Source organism: Cupriavidus sp. SZY C1 (assembly GCF_032190535.1).
Taxonomy (GTDB): Bacteria; Pseudomonadota; Gammaproteobacteria; order Burkholderiales; family Burkholderiaceae; genus Cupriavidus; species Cupriavidus pauculus_C.
Genome location: NZ_JAUANU010000016.1, coordinates 101345 through 116147, shown reverse-complemented (window position 1 = coordinate 116147; position 14803 = coordinate 101345). Strand labels below are relative to the sequence as shown.

Below are 14803 nucleotides of genomic sequence, written 5' to 3'. Positions count from 1 at the left end.
GTGCCGTGCCTGCGCGCGCGTGGCGGCAATTAAACCGGTCGATCACCGCGCAGCGGGCGCCGGGTTCCGCCTGGCGAAACCCAGGGCTAGCGGTCGGTCGGGTCCGCCCGGCCCAGCTTGCAGCCCCGGTCCAGGAAGTCGCTCGCATGGCCGTTGCTGCCGCGCGCCTTGTCCACGGGCTCGTCGACCACGACAAACCCGGCCGGCCCGGCCGCGGGATTCACATAGGCTACGAACACGCCCCGGTCGGCAATGGTGCCGTCGGCGGCCTTGCCCAGCACGTCCTGCCGCACCAGCGAGAACGGGTTGACCGGCAGCGCCGCCGGCTCGGCCGGCACCAGCATCGCGCGCACCGGCTTGCCGTTGAAGCTCAGGTCCTGCCACTGCGTGCCGATATTGCCGTTGAGCAGGAATTCGCGCGCGCGGTCGCTGATGCAGTCCAGGTGGATATGGAGCTGGTCCTGGCTGCGCGACGTGCGCGCGTTGATCGCCAGCCCCAGCAGCGTGTCCGGCAGCGGACGCCCCACCGCCTTGCCGACGATGTCGCGCGCCTGCCAGCCGAACGACCACGCGTTGCGCGGGCCGTCCTGCCAGACGCGCGGGTCATCCACGCCGGCCATTGCGTGGTCGGGAATCACCAGGTAGTGCGACGCGCCGATCATGTCCTTGTAGAGCACAAAGCCCTGCGCGCGGTCCACGATCACGCAGTCGGCATGGGCCGGGCTGGGCGGCACCAGGCAGCGCTGCTGCACGTTCTTCCACAGCGAATCGCGCGAAAAGCCGCCGACCAGGCGTTCGAGCAGGCCGGCATCGGCAAAGGCGGGCCCCGACGCGGCAAGCGCGAGGCCGTACAGCAGCCATCGTTTCATGGAAGCAGGCGGGTGGGGTAGCTCAGCGGGCGGTGCGTCCGCCGTAGTACGTGCCGTTGCGGGGATTCGACACCATGTAGTGGTGGTTGCGGGCCCAGCGCTGGGCCGCCAGAAAGGCGTCGGGTTCACGCTGACTCCATGCACTGACCATCAGCGGCGAAGCATCTTCCTCGGTATTGAGGTAGACCGCCGCACGATGCAGTGGGCCCCGGTCAAGGGATCCGGGAATCGTCGTGGTTCGAATCGTCACGCGCATCAGATCATGTCTTGAAGCCCAGATGCTACAGATTATGCATATCCCGGGATGACATGGGAATGACCGCGCGCGGCCCGGGGTGCGTATGTGGACAGTTCCTTGCCTATGCTGGTCAGACGGCCGCGCCGGCCCGGGCTTTCCGGGCGGATGCGGGTGTTCCCTATCGTGGCGCGCACGCCACGAAAACCCTGGTTGAGGAGGCAAGACGATGACGCAATCGTCCACATTGACCCCGGCCCGTGCCCTGGCCGACACCAACCGCGTGCATTTTCCGAACGAGAGCGATGCGTACCGGCAGGCGCGCAACGCGCTGCTGGCCGAGGAAATCGAGCTGCGCCGCCACATCGAGCGCGTGGCCGCCATGCGCCGCGCGCTGCCGCCCGGTGGAGAAGTGACGAAGACCTATCGTTTCACGGGCGAGAACGGCCCCGTCACGCTGGCGGACCTGTTCGGCGACAAGGACACGCTGGTGGTCTACAGCTATATGTTCGGGCCGCAGCGCGAGAAACCGTGCCCGATGTGCACGTCGCTGATGGCGTCGTGGGAAGGCAAGGTGCCCGACATCGAGCAGCGCGTGGCGCTGGCGATGGTGGCGCGCTCGCCCATCGACCGCCTGAAGGCCGCCAAGGCCGCGCGTGGCTGGACGCAACTGAAGGTCTACGCCGACACCGACGGCGATTTCACGCGCGACTACGTCAGCGCCGAGGACGCCGACATGCCGGCCTACACGGTCTTCACCCGGCGCGACGGCAAGCTGCGGCATTTCTACAGCGTGGAAATGAGCGGCGAGATGGCCGACCCCGGCGAGGACCCCCGCAGCGCGCCCGACCCCGACCCGCTCTGGACCCTGCTGGACACGACACCCGAGGGCCGCGGCAACTGGTACCCGAAGCTGGAGTACGGGCGGGGGTAGGTGGGGGATGGCTGACCGATAACCTGGGTGGCTTCCCTCTCCCGCCATGCGGGAGCGGCCGGGGGTGAGGGCAAGCGGTTCAAACTACGGCAATCGTCCTTGATCTGCCGGCCCTCACCCCCAGCCCCAACGGCGGTGCAGGATGACGCAATAGGTACAATGCCGCGTCCCATCCGTCTGCCATCTGCGTCATGCCAAACCCCAACCGGGCCTTCCTGCTCGGCCCGTTGCTGAAGGGCGTTTCCCGTTCGTTCTACCTGACCCTGCGCATCCTGCCCGCCGGCATGCGCGACCCCGTGGGGCTGGCCTATCTGCTGGCGCGCGCGGCGGACACCATCGCCGATACGTCGCTGATCCCGCCCGCGCAGCGGCTGGACCTGCTGCTGGCCCTGCGCGCGCGCATCCATGGCGATGACGAGGGCGGCGCGCTGGCGCAGCGCCTTGCCGTAGAAGTTGCCGGCCAGCAGACCGATTCGAACGAGAAGCTGCTGCTGGAATCTGTCGGTCCCGCGCTGGCGGTGCTGGCGCAGCTTTCCGCGGCCGATCGCGCCGCCGTGCAGGGCATCGTCACCACGCTGACCGAAGGCATGGAGTTCGACCTGCGCACCTTCCCCGACGAGCGCTCGGGCCAGGTGGCCGCGCTCGGCACACTGGCCGAACTGGATCGCTACACCTACCTCGTGGCTGGCTGCGTCGGCGAGTTCTGGACGACAATGACCGACGCCCACCTGCCCGGCACGTTCCGCGCGCCGGTCGGCACGATGCTGGCGCGCGGCGTGCGCTTCGGCAAGGCACTGCAACTGGTGAACGTGCTGCGCGACTGCGGCAAGGACCTGCGCATCGGCCGCTGCTACCTGCCCACGGACATGCTGGCCCGGCATGGCCTGACCGTGCAGGATCTGCTCGATCCGCAAAGCTCGGCCCAGGCCCGGCCGGTGCTGCACGCGCTGGTGCGGGTTGCGCTCGATCATTTCCGCGACGCCATGGCGTACACGTTCGCGCTGCCGCGCACGGCCGTGCGCCTGCGGCTGGCCTGCCTGTGGCCGATCCTGATCGGGCTGGAGACGCTGGCGCTGCTGGTGGAAAACGATGCATGGCTCGATCCGGCGCGCATCAGCAAGGTGGATCGCCGGCACGTCTATCGCGTGCTCTGGCGCAGCACGGCGCTGGTCATGTCCGATTCTGCCCTGCGCAACTGGATGGACGGCATCGTCGCGCGCATCGACACAAGGTTGCGCTAAGGCATTTGCGTGGGGCATTTCCCGCCTTTGCGGGCCCGCTGTTTTCTCTTATGATGCCGCCCACCATGCCGGCCGGCGGAGAGGAGACCGCGGGCCGGTAAACCCCGCCCGGCCTCACAAGGGCCGGACGCATGTCTCATATGTCCACTCAATCGCATACAACAGAAGGCGCGCACGCGCCCGGGCTGCGCCGCACGCTGCGCGCACGCCATCTCACCATGATCGCCATCGGCGGCTCCATCGGTACCGGCCTGTTCGTGGCCTCGGGCGCCACCATCGCCCAGGCCGGCCCGGGCGGCGCGCTGGCCGCCTACATCCTGATCGGTGCGATGGTGTACTTCCTGATGACGAGCCTGGGCGAACTGGCGGCCTACATGCCGGTCTCCGGCTCGTTCGCCACGTACGGCGCGCGCTACGTGGACGAAGGCTTTGGCTTCGCGCTGGGCTGGAACTACTGGTACAACTGGGCGGTGACCATCGCCGTGGAACTGGCCGCCGCGCAGCTTGTGATGCAGTACTGGTTCCCGGACACGCCCGGCATGCTCTGGAGCGCGTTGTTCCTGGGCCTGATGTTCGCGCTCAACGCCATCTCGGTGCGCGGCTTCGGCGAGGCCGAGTACTGGTGCGCGCTGATCAAGGTCGTCACGGTCATCGCGTTCATCGGCATCGGCACGCTGATGATCTTCGGCATCATGCGCGGCGACTTTGCGCACGTGAACGGCCTGGCCAACCTGACCACCGGCGACGCCCCGTTCGTGGGCGGCCTGCCCGCGCTGATCGGCGTGGCGATGATCGCGGGCTTCTCGTTCCAGGGCACCGAGCTGATCGGCGTGGCCGCCGGGGAATCGGCGGACCCGGCCAAGAACATCCCGCGCGCGGTGCGGCAGGTGTTCTGGCGCATCCTGCTGTTCTACGTGCTGGCCATCCTGATCATCGGCATCCTGATCCCGTACACCGATCCGAGCCTGCTCAAGACCGATGTGGAAACCGTGGGCGTCAGCCCGTTCACGCTGGTGTTCCGGCACGCGGGCCTGGCCTTTGCGGCCGGCGTGATGAATGCGGTGATCCTGACCGCCGTGCTGTCGGCGGGCAACTCGGGCATGTATGCGTCCACGCGCATGCTCTACAACCTGGCCACCGAGGGCCGCGCGCCGCGCATCTTCGCCCGGCTCACGCGCAATGGCGTGCCGCTGATGGCGCTGCTGGCCACCACGGCCGTGGGCGCGCTGTGCTTCCTGACGTCGCTGTTCGAAAGCAAGTCGGTGTACCTGTGGCTGCTGAACCTGTCGGGCATGACCGGCTTCATCGCGTGGCTCGGCATCGCCGTGAGCCACTACCGCTTTCGCAAGGGCTTCGTGGCCCAGGGCCTGGACCTGAACCGGCTGCCGTACCGCTCGCCGTTCTTCCCGTACGGGCCAATCTTCGCGTTCGCGCTCTGCATGATCGTGACGCTGGGCCAGAACTACCAGGCGTTCACGTCGGGCAACATCGACTGGGTGGCCGTGGCCGCCACGTACGTCGGCATTCCGATCTTCCTGGCGATCTGGATGGGCTATCGCATCGCGCGCAAGTCGCGCTTCGTGCGGTATGCCGAGATGGAATTCCCCGCGCTGCCCCCGGCCAGCGCCGACGCCTCCGGGCGCGGCCTGGCCCCGGCAGCCGGTGAATAGCAGCAAAAGCGGCGCGCCATTCCCGGGCGCGCCCTGGCAACACCCATAACAAGCACAACAAGCACAACGACAAGGAGTCATCCGTGAAGAAGTCCATTCGCACGCGCCTGCTGGCGCTGGCCGCCATGGCGGCGGTGCAGGCCCACGCGGCACCCACGCTGGTGGAGTCCGTCCAGGGCTACACGCTGCAGAACGACAAGATCGCCAGCTTCAGCGGCCTGGTGTTCGACCAGGGCAAGGTGCTGGCCACCGGCGACGCCGCCGCGCTGCGCGCCAAGTATCCCGATGCCCGGCGCATCGACGGCCAGGGCAAGACGCTGCTGCCGGGCCTGATCGACGCCCACGGCCACGTGTTCCGCCTCGGCTTCAAGACCACGGAGATTTCGCTCTCGGGCACCCGTGACCTGCAGGAGGCGCAGGGCATTATCCGCGCCTACGGCCAGAAGAACCCGCAGCGCCAGTGGCTGCTGGGCTATGGCTGGAACCAGGTGAACTGGAAGCTGGGCCGCTTTCCCACCGCCGCCGAGCTGGACGCCGCCGTGTCCGACCGTCCGGCCCGCCTGGTGCGCGTGGACGGCCACGCCGCGTGGCTGAACACCAAGGCGCTGCAGGCGGCCGGCATCACGCGCGATACCAAGGACCCGGCCGGCGGCCGCATCGAGCGCGACGCCAACGGCAACCCGACCGGCGTGCTGGTGGACAAGGCGATGGCGCTGGTCAACGACGTCATCCCGCCGTACACCGACGACGACCGCCGCGCCGCGCTGGCCGCCGCGCTGGCGCACATGAACGCGCTTGGCCTGACCGCCGTGGGCGACGCCGGCGTGACCGTGACCGACGACCGCATCTACCGCGAGTTCGCCGACCAGGGCAAGCTGACCACGCGCATCTACGCGATGATCCGCGACACCGGCGACGACTTCAAGGCGCTGTCCGCCAAGGGCCCGGTCATCGGCTACGGCAACGACCGCTACTACCTGCGCGCGGTGAAGCTCTATGGCGACGGCGCGCTGGGCAGCCGGGGCGCGGCCCTGATGGAGCCGTACACCGACGACCACGCGCACAGCGGCCTGCTGTTCATGAGCGACGCCGCCATGCAGGCGGCCGTGAAGACGGCCATCAAGGCCGGCTACCAGGTCAACGTCCACGCCATCGGCGACAAGACCAACCACCAGGTGCTGGACGCCATGGAAGCGGCCTACAAGGACGTGGGCGGCCGCCAGCTGCGCAACCGCATCGAGCACGCCCAGGTGGTGTCGATGCCGGACATCCCGCGCTTCAAGAAGCTGGACCTGATCGCATCGATGCAGCCCACGCACGCCACCAGCGACATGAACATGGCCGAGGACCGCATCGGCAAGGACCGCATCAAGGGCGCCTATGCCTGGCAGACGTTCCTGAAGCAGGGCACCGTCATTGCCGGCGGGTCCGACTTCCCGGTGGAATCGGCCAATCCGTTCTACGGCCTGCACGCCGCCGTGACCCGCACCGACCACGAAGGCCGCCCGATCAAGGGCTGGCACCCCGAGGAAGCGATGACGCTGCCCCAGGCATTCCGCGCGTTCACGCTGGACGCCGCCTACGCCGAGCACCAGGAAAAGACGCTGGGATCGCTGGAAGCCGGCAAGTGGGCCGACTTCATCGTGGTGGACCGCGACCTGTTCAAGGTGCCCGCGACCGACATCTGGAAGATCCAGGTGCTGGAAACCTGGGTGGCCGGCGAGCGCGTGTTCGCACGGGGGGATCAGTCGGCCAAGCGTTGATGCTTGCTTGAGGTCGCCCGGCGACGATAGCGGTACCAAAGCAGAAAGCCCCGTTGAACCAAGGTTCAACGGGGCTTTTTTTCATGCCTGCCGACACCGCCTGCGAAGTCTTCCTCAATTCAAGGGTACTGCGATTCCACAAACTGACCGATCGCAATACTGTCGCCGGTTGGGGCGGGGCAAGTGGCTCCCAACTTTGGACGGCAGACAACCATGATTTTGACGATCGGATCCTCCCGACCCGCGCCGCGAGGCGTAGTCGCCTTGATTGCGGCACTCTGCGCGGCACTGCAGTCGGGCTGCGCCAGCACCTCGGATCAAACGCTAGGTGCGGCTCCTTCGGCGACCGACTTTGTCCTGCGGCCCGGGAATCCCGGAGATCCGCTCCCGGCGCAGACCACCGCAGCCGGCAGACACTGGCCCGTCGAAGTGCGCGAGGGCATCGAGCGGGTCGTCATGTTCCTGGATGCGGCCAGGGGCCAGCGGATCCACACCTTCGACAATGCCGCCATAGAGAAACTGCTCGATGTGAAATTGCACGGCGATACGAAACTGACCTCTCACATCGGCGCCACACCCTACGGCATCTCAGGCTGGCTAACGAACTACCAGGCATCGGGGGCGTCGTTTTCAGGTCAGGCAAACCGGTACCGGCCAAGTTCCGCGCTTGGCGACTACGTCTACATCCGCCTGAAAATCTCACCGAAGAAATACTGCCTCGACCCCTATGACCTCGCCGTCTATATCGGCGGCGATTATCTACCCTTGCATCCTGCCCCCTCTTTACACCGGGAAACGCCCGATCTTCCGAAATTCGAGCCAGCGTACGCGTGGGGAATGTTTGAACGGGGGGTGACCGGCATCCACTACGGAAGCCGCAAGATCCATATCAGCATCGAAGAACGATGTGTCTCTGAAGTAGCGATCCTGCACAGGTGAGGATCATCTGGCTTGAAAGAAGACAAGAGGTCTGGCCACGCTCGCCAAACCCCTGCCAAAGCGCTTACTGCGCAGCCGGCGCCTTCTTGTGTGCCTTGGTCGACGACTTCTTCTTTGTCGCCTTGCTGTCGGTCAGCGCCGACGCGGTGCCCTGGTTCGCGCCCTGGGTGTACGGGTCGAACTTGTCGCCGGCGCGGGCGGTGTCGGGCACGTAGCCGTCCTTGTTGGTCACGCGCGCCGGGTCCGGCACATAGCCGTCCTTGTTGGTGGCGCGCATGTTGTAGTCGTACCGGTCGGCAGGGTTGGCCGGGCCGGCGGCGGTTGCCAGTCCCGGAGCCAGTACCGCCATTGCCGCTACCGCCAGTGCCATCGTGGACGCTTTCATCGACATCTCCTGCAAATGGTGGGTGGATACACATCGTGCGGAAACCGCACGGCCATCCGTAAGCGTAGCCGTCAGATAGTGAAACCGCCATCTCTGATCGCGCGTGGCGGCGCAGCCAGCTGTGCGAAGCCGAAATCGTGCCGGGCGGCACGCAAGGCAGAGGGGGTCAGGGGCGCAGCAGGTCGAAGCCGGCCAGGGCCACCACGCCGCTGAGGACGTCCGTGGACATGGCGCCGTTGCCCAAAATCAGGATGGCGGCGGCGGTCCACGTGGTGGCGCAGAAGAGGTAGAAACGCTTGTTCATGATGCGGCGGGGAGCCTGCGGACGGCGCGGAGAGCCGGTCCTGACTCAAAGATAGGCGAAAAGCCGGGCCCTGCGGGGCCGGCGCGGGCGTCAGTATAAACCCTGATGCCGGGGGACCCGTGTCGCGTCGCCAGACGTTACGTATTCGCCACTCAGGATGCCAGCACGCGCGGCACGGCCGACACCAGCATCGCCACGCCCGAGCCGGTCAGCAGCGTCAGCACAATGCGCCGGAAGGTGATATCGCTGATGCCGAGGTAGACCCGCGTGCCGATCAGTGTCGGCACCAGCATCGCGGGCGCCACGATGGCGAACATCGGCAGCATCTCGCGCGTGATGATGCCGGTGCCGATGTAGACGCCCATTGTCACGATCAGCGCGCCGAGGTTGAAGTTCTGGATGATGACGCGCTGCTTGTCCTTGTCGTACCCGCGCAGCGTGCACCAGAGCGTCGGCACCACACCGGTGAAGCCGCCGATGCCGCCCATGATGCCGCCGATGCCGCCGGCCACCGCGTCGGCCACGCGGCCGCCGTGATGGATCTTCGGCATCCGCGCCGCCACCAGCATGATCGGGCAGAACACGATCAGGATGGTGCCCAGGCAGAGCTTGAACAGGTTGACGTCCAGCCTGGGCAGCAGGCTCACGCCGATGGGAATGCCGACCAGGCCGCCCAGCAGGAACGGCAGCACGGCCGCCAGATGAAACTGGCGCCGCACGGTCACGGCGGCCAGCAGTTGCCCGGTCAGCGCGCCGAACACCGACATCGCCGCGGCCATGCGCGGGTCCACGCCCCACGCCCAGAACGACATGGCGACCATGCCGAACGCAAAGCCGGACAGCCCCTGCACGAAGCCCGCAACCGCCGCGCCCAGCGCGACGATCACGATGACGGAATCCACGGCGCTGCCCCGGTGCGGGAATCAGCCGCCGATGCCCAGCAGCTCCACCTCGAAGTTCAGCGTCGCGTTGGGCGGGATCGTGCCCGGCACGCCGCGCGCGCCATAGGCCGTCGACGCCGGGCAGGTCAGCTTGACCTTGCCGCCCACCTGCATCTTCTGCACGCCCTCGGTCCAGCACGGGATCACGCGGTTCAGCGGGAACGAGATCGGCTGGCCGCGCTTGTACGAGCTGTCGAACTCCTTGCCGTCGGTCAGCGTGCCGCGATAGTGCACCTTCACGGTGTCGCTGGCCTTGGGCGAGGCGCCCGTGCCCTTGGTCACGGTTTCGATCACCACGCCCGAAGGCAGCGTTTCGGCGGCGGCGGCCACACCCGAGGCGGTCAGCGCGACGGCAGCAAGGAACATCGGAATGGTCTTCATGGAATCCTGTCGAGTCGGGTTCTGGAGGATGGCGCCCGACGCCGCGGCGCGGCCCGGTGCCAGCCGGCAAGTGTACACGCCATGCCGGCCGGCCCCGGGGTGCCGCGCGGGAGGGCGCGGCACCGCCACGGCACGCCTCAGGCCACCACGCCCATCGCCGGGTCGCTGACCGAATCCTTGCCGGTCTCGATGCGGCCCGCCACGCGGCGGCGGAACGACGGCGCGATGTCGCAGCTCACCTCGAAGTCGTACCAGTTGCCGCTGTCGGCCAGCGGCCACGTCAGCTCGCCGACCTTGCCGGCTTCCACCTTCTGGCCCCACGGGCCGTCCGTGCGGTACGCCTTGGCCGCCACGCCGAACGTGCACGCCTTGTCGCTCCGGTTGTACAGCTTCACCTGCAGCACCGGCGGCTCGCACAGTTCGTAGCAGACCTGGATCTCGGCGCCAGCCGCGCCGGCCTGCTCGCTGGCATCGCCGATGAACGCGCGGTGGTAGCCGTTCGGGCCCAGCACCCAGAGGTCGTACTTGCCGTTGTCGGCCGCCACGTTCCACACGCCGTCCAGGCTCTTGCCGGCCTCCACGACATAGCGGCGCGGGATGGCGTCCAGGTGCAGCCGGTCGTAGACGTGGAAGACCGCGCCGGCCGTGCCGTTGTTGGCGAAGGTCAGCGACACGGTCCGGGCCGTGCCATCGACACGCGACGTGGTGTGCAGCTCGTACGGCAGCGCGCGCGACGGCCGCGTGCCCGTGGCCTGCGCCGGCAGCACCGGCGTGGTGGGCACCGGAATGGCGGCCATCGCCTTCTGCGTCAGCGCAAGGTTGTCCACCGTCACCTTGGTGCTGCGGCCGGCCAGCGTCGGCAGCGGGTCCTTGTTCGGGTTGACGAAGTTGAACGCCGACGTCAGGTCGCCGCAGACCGCCCGGCGATAGGCGCCGATCTGCGGCTCCTTCACGCCAAAGCGCTTTTCCAGGAAGAGCAGCGTCGACGTGTGGTCGAACACCTGCGAATTGACGTAGCCGCCGCGGCTCCACGGCGACACTACCCACATCGGCACGCGCGGGCCCGGGCCGTAGGGCTTGCCGTCGATGGCCGACTGGGCGGCCGTGGCCGGCGTGTAGTTGTGGTACTCGAACGCCATGTCGGCGTCACTGAGCGTGCTGCCGCCGGCCAGCGAGGCATCGGCATTGCGCGACGGGGCCGACGGCGGCGGCACGTGGTCGAAGAAGCCGTCGTTCTCGTCGTAGTTGATCAGCAGCACGGTCTTGCTGAAGACCTCGGGGTTGGCCGTCAGCGCGTCCAGCACCTGCTGCACGTACCAGCCGCCCTGCGCCGGGCTGGACGGCCCCGGATGCTCGCTGTAGAGCGACGGCGGGATGATCCACGAAATCTCGGGCAGCGTGCCGTTCTGCACGTCGTCGCGGAACGACTGCAGCAGCCCGTCGGGCATCGTGTTGCCAAAGCCCCTGGCCAGCGGGCTCAGCGCGTCGTCGATGGCCGGGTCGTAGGCGGGCGACGTGCCCGGCAGCGCCACGGGCCGGCGCGCCACCGGCATCGACTCGATGGCCGCGCGCCAGTGGCGGAAGCTCATCATCTCGTTGCAGCCGTAGTTGTCGGCCAGGCTCTGGTAGACCTTCCAGCTCACGCCGGCGTCGACCAGGCGGTCCGCGTAGGTCTTCCACGTCCAGCCCTGCGTGGACGGCCCCACGTCGTTGCCGCCATTGAACTCGTTGACCATGGCCGCCACGTTGGCGCCGCTGGGGCCGTTGGTGCCGGTCCAGTAGAACAGCCGGTTCGGGATGGTGCCCGTGTGCATCGAGCAGTGGTAGGCGTCGCACAGCGTGAACGCATCGGCCAGCGCGCGCTGGAACGGAATCTCGGCCGTGTCGTAGTACGACATCGACAGCCGGTTCTTGGCCACGGGCCAGCGGTTCATGCGGCCGTGGTCCCACGCGGCCTGGGCGTCGGGCCACGTATGCGGCGTGCTGCCGGCGCGCTGCGCGTTGCCCAACGAGCCGTCCAGCCGGTACGGGGTGATCGTGTTGTTGGTGGCGTCGGTCTGGAAGAACGCGTTCTGGCCGTTGGCCAGCGGAATCGCAAAGCGGTCGCCATAGCCGCGCACGCCCTTGAACGTGCCGAAGTAGTTGTCGAACGAGCGGTTTTCCAGCATCAGCAGCACCACGTGCTTGACGTCCTGGATGGTGCCGGTGGCGTTGTTCGCCTCAATGGCCAGCGCCCGGCGGATGCTGGGCGGGAACGATGCCAGCGTGGCGGCGGCGGCCGCGGTGCCGAGCGTGTTGCGCAGGAACTTGCGCTTGGAGGGGTTGAATGTCATGCGGGGAGCGTGTCGGTTGGGTGGGATCGGTGCAGGCGCGGCGCCTGCGTCACGGTGCCGGCGCGCAATGCGCCGTGGTGCAGGCGGCGGGCGGCTTGGTGCCGCCGCCGTCGTTGCCGCCACCCGTGGCCGGCGGCGGCGTGGGCTGGCCGCCGCTGTTGTTGTTGTCATCGCCGCCGCAGCCGCCCAGCAGCAGCGCCAGGCACAGCACGCCGGCGCCAAGCAGCGGCCTGTGCATGCGCGAATGAACAGGTTTCGTGAGGATCATGGTCGAGGTCAGGTTGGTTCGCGTCACTGGTCCGGGCGTCGAAGCACCTTGCCGCCCGTGCACATCCCGGCCGCCTTTGTCCTCCAATGTCTTGTCTGACAACGATTACCCCCCGGTGGAGGGGTATCGGCGGGCGAGACGTGGAAGTCTGGACGCTTGATATGTCAACCATGTGACCATAACGATACGATCGGCCGTTTGAAAGTCAACCGTTTGCGAATGAACGGAAAACGACAGCCGGACACACGGACGTCATGTTGGCGGGGCTAATTGCGCGGCTTCTGTCCGCTTCGTCGGGGTATGGCGCCGATCCATGCCACAATGGCCGCTTGCCAACTACGCACACGGAGCTTTCGGGATGTATCGCGGGGAACGGTTCAATGGCTACAGCCACCTGGTGGGCGCGGTGTTGTCCGCGGCAGGGATGGCCGTACTGGTGACGACGTCGGCGCTTTACCACGACGTCTGGAAGGTGGTCAGCTCGGTGGTCTACGGCACCACGCTGGTCCTGCTCTACACGATTTCCACGGTCTATCACAGCGTGCGCGGGCCGGCCAAGGACGTGTTCCGGCGGCTCGACTACTGCGCGATCTACCTGCTGATCGCCGGCAGCTACACGCCGTTCGCGCTGGTCACGCTGCGCGGCCCGTGGGGCTGGACGCTCTTCGGCATCAACTGGGCGCTGGCCGCCATCGGCATCGTCCAGGAGCTATGGATCGGCCACCGCACCCGCGTGCTGTCGCTGTCGATCTACGTGATCATGGGCTGGCTGGTGTTGATCGCGTTCCAGCCGCTCACGGCGGTGCTGCCCCCGGCCGGCCTGTACTGGCTGGTGGCCGGCGGCGCCATCTACACCGCCGGCATCGGCTTCTTCCTGTTCGACGAGAAGGTGCGGCACTTCCACGGCATCTGGCACCTGTTCGTGCTGGCGGGCAGCTTCTGCCAGTTCATCAGCATCCTGTTCTACGTCAACTGAATGCGTCGCGGCCCGCCCTGGGCCGGGGCTACTCCGCGGCGCCGCCCGGCGCCGACACCATCTTGCGGCGGCGGGACTTTTCCAGCACCCCGCCGACCACCGGCCACACCAGGATCACCACGGCCAGCGCCATGATCGTGCCGACCAGGCCGTTCGACCAGAACACGTTCATCTCGCCCTGCGACATCAGCATGGTCTGCCGGAACGCGTCCTCGGCCCGGTCGCCCAGCACCAGCGCCAGCACCAGCGGCGCCAGCGGGTAGTCGAGCTTCTTGAGCACGTAGCCGATGACGCCGAAGATCAGCATCAGCCAGACGTCGAACATGGCGTTGTGCACCGTGAACGCGCCGATGGCGCAGACCACCAGGATCAGCGGCGCGATGATCGCGAACGGAATGCGCAGGATGGCGGCAAACAGCGGCACCGTGGACAGCACCACGATCAGCCCCGCCAGGTTGCCCAGGTACATGCTGGCGATCAGCCCCCAGACGAACGTCTTCTGCTCGGCAAACAGCAGCGGCCCAGGCTGCAGGCCCCAGATCATCAGCCCGCCCAGCAGCACCGCCGCCGTGGCCGACCCGGGGATGCCCAGCGCCAGCATCGGCAGCAGCGCGCTGGTGCCGGCCGCATGCGCGGCGCATTCCGGTGCGATCACGCCCTCGACGTTGCCCTTGCCGAACGTGTCGCGCTTGCGCGAGAAGCGCTTGGCCACGCCGTAGCCCATGAACGACGCCGCCGTGGCGCCGCCCGGCGTCACGCCAAGCCAGCAGCCGATGACCGACGAGCGGATCAGCGTCATCCAGTAGCGCGGCAGTTCGGCCCACGTCCTGAGCACCACCTTGAGGTCGATGCTGGCCTTCTTGCCGCGGAACGCCACGCCCTCTTCCATCGTCATCAGGATCTCGCTGATGCCGAACAGGCCGATCACCACCACCAGGAAGTCAAAGCCGCGCAGCAGCTCGGTGGAGCCGAAGGTCATGCGCAGCGTGCCGGACACCGTGTCCATGCCCACCGCCGCCAGCGCAAAGCCGATGCACATCGCGATGACGATCTTGGCCTTGGCCTCCTTGCCCATGCCGATGAAGCTGCAGAACGTGAGGAAGTAGACCGCGAAGAATTCCGGCGGCCCGAACCGCAGCGCGAACTTTGCCACCATCGGCGCCAGGAACGTGATCAGCAGCACGCCGGCCAGCGCGCCCAGGAACGACCCCGTGAACGCCGACGTCAGCGCCCGGCCGGCCTCGCCCTGCTGGGCCATCGGGTAGCCGTCGAACGTCGTGGCCACCGACCACGCCTCGCCGGGGATGTTGAACAGGATCGACGTGATGGCCCCGCCGAACAGCGCGCCCCAGTAGATGCAAGACAGCATGATGATGGCCGACGTGGGCTCCATCGAGAACGTCAGCGGCAGCAGGATCGCCACACCGTTGGGGCCGCCCAGCCCCGGCAGCACGCCCACCACGATGCCGAGCAGGATGCCCACCAGCATCAGGCCGACGTTGTGCCATGACATGGCCACGGCAAAGCCGCCCATCAATGCATTGAGTTCTTCCATGCGCGTTCC

At 67.6% G+C, this 14803-nt stretch carries 15 protein-coding genes; 6 read left to right on the top strand and 9 right to left on the bottom strand.

What is annotated here, in order from left to right:
• Window positions 1-86: 86 nt before the first annotated feature.
• Window positions 87-869, bottom strand: a complete 783-nt coding sequence (locus QTN24_RS21905; RefSeq protein WP_313839797.1) for a CDP-diacylglycerol diphosphatase — start codon at window positions 867-869, stop codon at window positions 87-89.
• A 22-nt stretch (window positions 870-891) separates the two neighbouring features.
• Window positions 892-1125, bottom strand: a complete 234-nt coding sequence (locus QTN24_RS21900; RefSeq protein WP_124685660.1) for a CDP-diacylglycerol pyrophosphatase — start codon at window positions 1123-1125, stop codon at window positions 892-894.
• Between the two features lie 208 nt (window positions 1126-1333).
• On the opposite strand from QTN24_RS21900, the gene QTN24_RS21895 reads away from it, so the two are divergent.
• From QTN24_RS21895 to QTN24_RS21875, 5 genes are all read left to right on the top strand, one after another.
• Window positions 1334-2038 carry a DUF899 family protein gene (locus tag QTN24_RS21895; RefSeq protein WP_313839795.1) on the top strand — a complete coding sequence of 235 codons (705 nt, stop codon included), beginning with the start codon at window positions 1334-1336 and terminating at the stop codon, window positions 2036-2038.
• 191 nt (window positions 2039-2229) lie between these two features.
• A complete protein-coding gene (locus tag QTN24_RS21890) occupies window positions 2230-3279 on the top strand; it encodes a phytoene/squalene synthase family protein (RefSeq protein WP_313839793.1) in 1050 nt (349 codons plus the stop codon).
• 140 nt (window positions 3280-3419) lie between these two features.
• Window positions 3420-4949 (top strand): amino acid permease, encoded by a 1530-nt coding sequence (locus QTN24_RS21885; protein ID WP_313839791.1) that lies wholly within the window; start codon window positions 3420-3422, stop codon window positions 4947-4949.
• Window positions 4950-5032: 83 nt separating this feature from the next.
• The gene (locus QTN24_RS21880; RefSeq protein ID WP_313839789.1) at window positions 5033-6712 is read left to right on the top strand and encodes an amidohydrolase; all 1680 of its coding nucleotides are present in this window, start codon (window positions 5033-5035) and stop codon (window positions 6710-6712) included.
• 213 nt (window positions 6713-6925) lie between these two features.
• Window positions 6926-7651, top strand: coding sequence for a hypothetical protein (locus tag QTN24_RS21875; RefSeq protein WP_313839787.1), 726 nt, complete (start codon window positions 6926-6928; stop codon window positions 7649-7651).
• A gap of 64 nt (window positions 7652-7715) precedes the next feature.
• On the opposite strand, the gene QTN24_RS21870 is transcribed toward QTN24_RS21875, so the two are convergent.
• From QTN24_RS21870 to QTN24_RS21845, 6 genes are all read right to left on the bottom strand, one after another.
• Window positions 7716-8036 carry a hypothetical protein gene (locus QTN24_RS21870; protein ID WP_124685666.1) on the bottom strand — a complete coding sequence of 107 codons (321 nt, stop codon included), beginning with the start codon at window positions 8034-8036 and terminating at the stop codon, window positions 7716-7718.
• A gap of 166 nt (window positions 8037-8202) precedes the next feature.
• Entirely contained in the window at window positions 8203-8340 is a 138-nt protein-coding gene (locus QTN24_RS21865; RefSeq protein ID WP_172966149.1) for a hypothetical protein, read from the bottom strand.
• Between the two features lie 152 nt (window positions 8341-8492).
• On the bottom strand, window positions 8493-9242 hold the full coding sequence (locus tag QTN24_RS21860; protein ID WP_313839785.1) for a sulfite exporter TauE/SafE family protein: 750 nt from the start codon (window positions 9240-9242) through the stop codon (window positions 8493-8495).
• Window positions 9243-9263: 21 nt separating this feature from the next.
• The gene (locus QTN24_RS21855; protein WP_313839783.1) at window positions 9264-9662 is read right to left on the bottom strand and encodes an FKBP-type peptidyl-prolyl cis-trans isomerase; all 399 of its coding nucleotides are present in this window, start codon (window positions 9660-9662) and stop codon (window positions 9264-9266) included.
• 137 nt (window positions 9663-9799) lie between these two features.
• On the bottom strand, window positions 9800-11995 hold the full coding sequence (locus QTN24_RS21850; protein WP_313839781.1) for a phosphocholine-specific phospholipase C: 2196 nt from the start codon (window positions 11993-11995) through the stop codon (window positions 9800-9802).
• Window positions 11996-12044: 49 nt separating this feature from the next.
• A complete protein-coding gene (locus QTN24_RS21845; RefSeq protein ID WP_313839779.1) occupies window positions 12045-12233 on the bottom strand; it encodes a hypothetical protein in 189 nt (62 codons plus the stop codon).
• A gap of 388 nt (window positions 12234-12621) precedes the next feature.
• Here QTN24_RS21845 and trhA point away from each other — a divergent pair, with 388 nt between their 5' ends.
• Window positions 12622-13239, top strand: coding sequence for a PAQR family membrane homeostasis protein TrhA (gene trhA, locus QTN24_RS21840; RefSeq protein WP_313839777.1), 618 nt, complete (start codon window positions 12622-12624; stop codon window positions 13237-13239).
• 28 nt (window positions 13240-13267) lie between these two features.
• Here trhA and QTN24_RS21835 read toward each other — a convergent pair whose 3' ends face one another.
• Entirely contained in the window at window positions 13268-14794 is a 1527-nt protein-coding gene (locus QTN24_RS21835) for a tripartite tricarboxylate transporter permease (RefSeq protein ID WP_124685672.1), read from the bottom strand.
• Window positions 14795-14803: the final 9 nt, after the last annotated feature.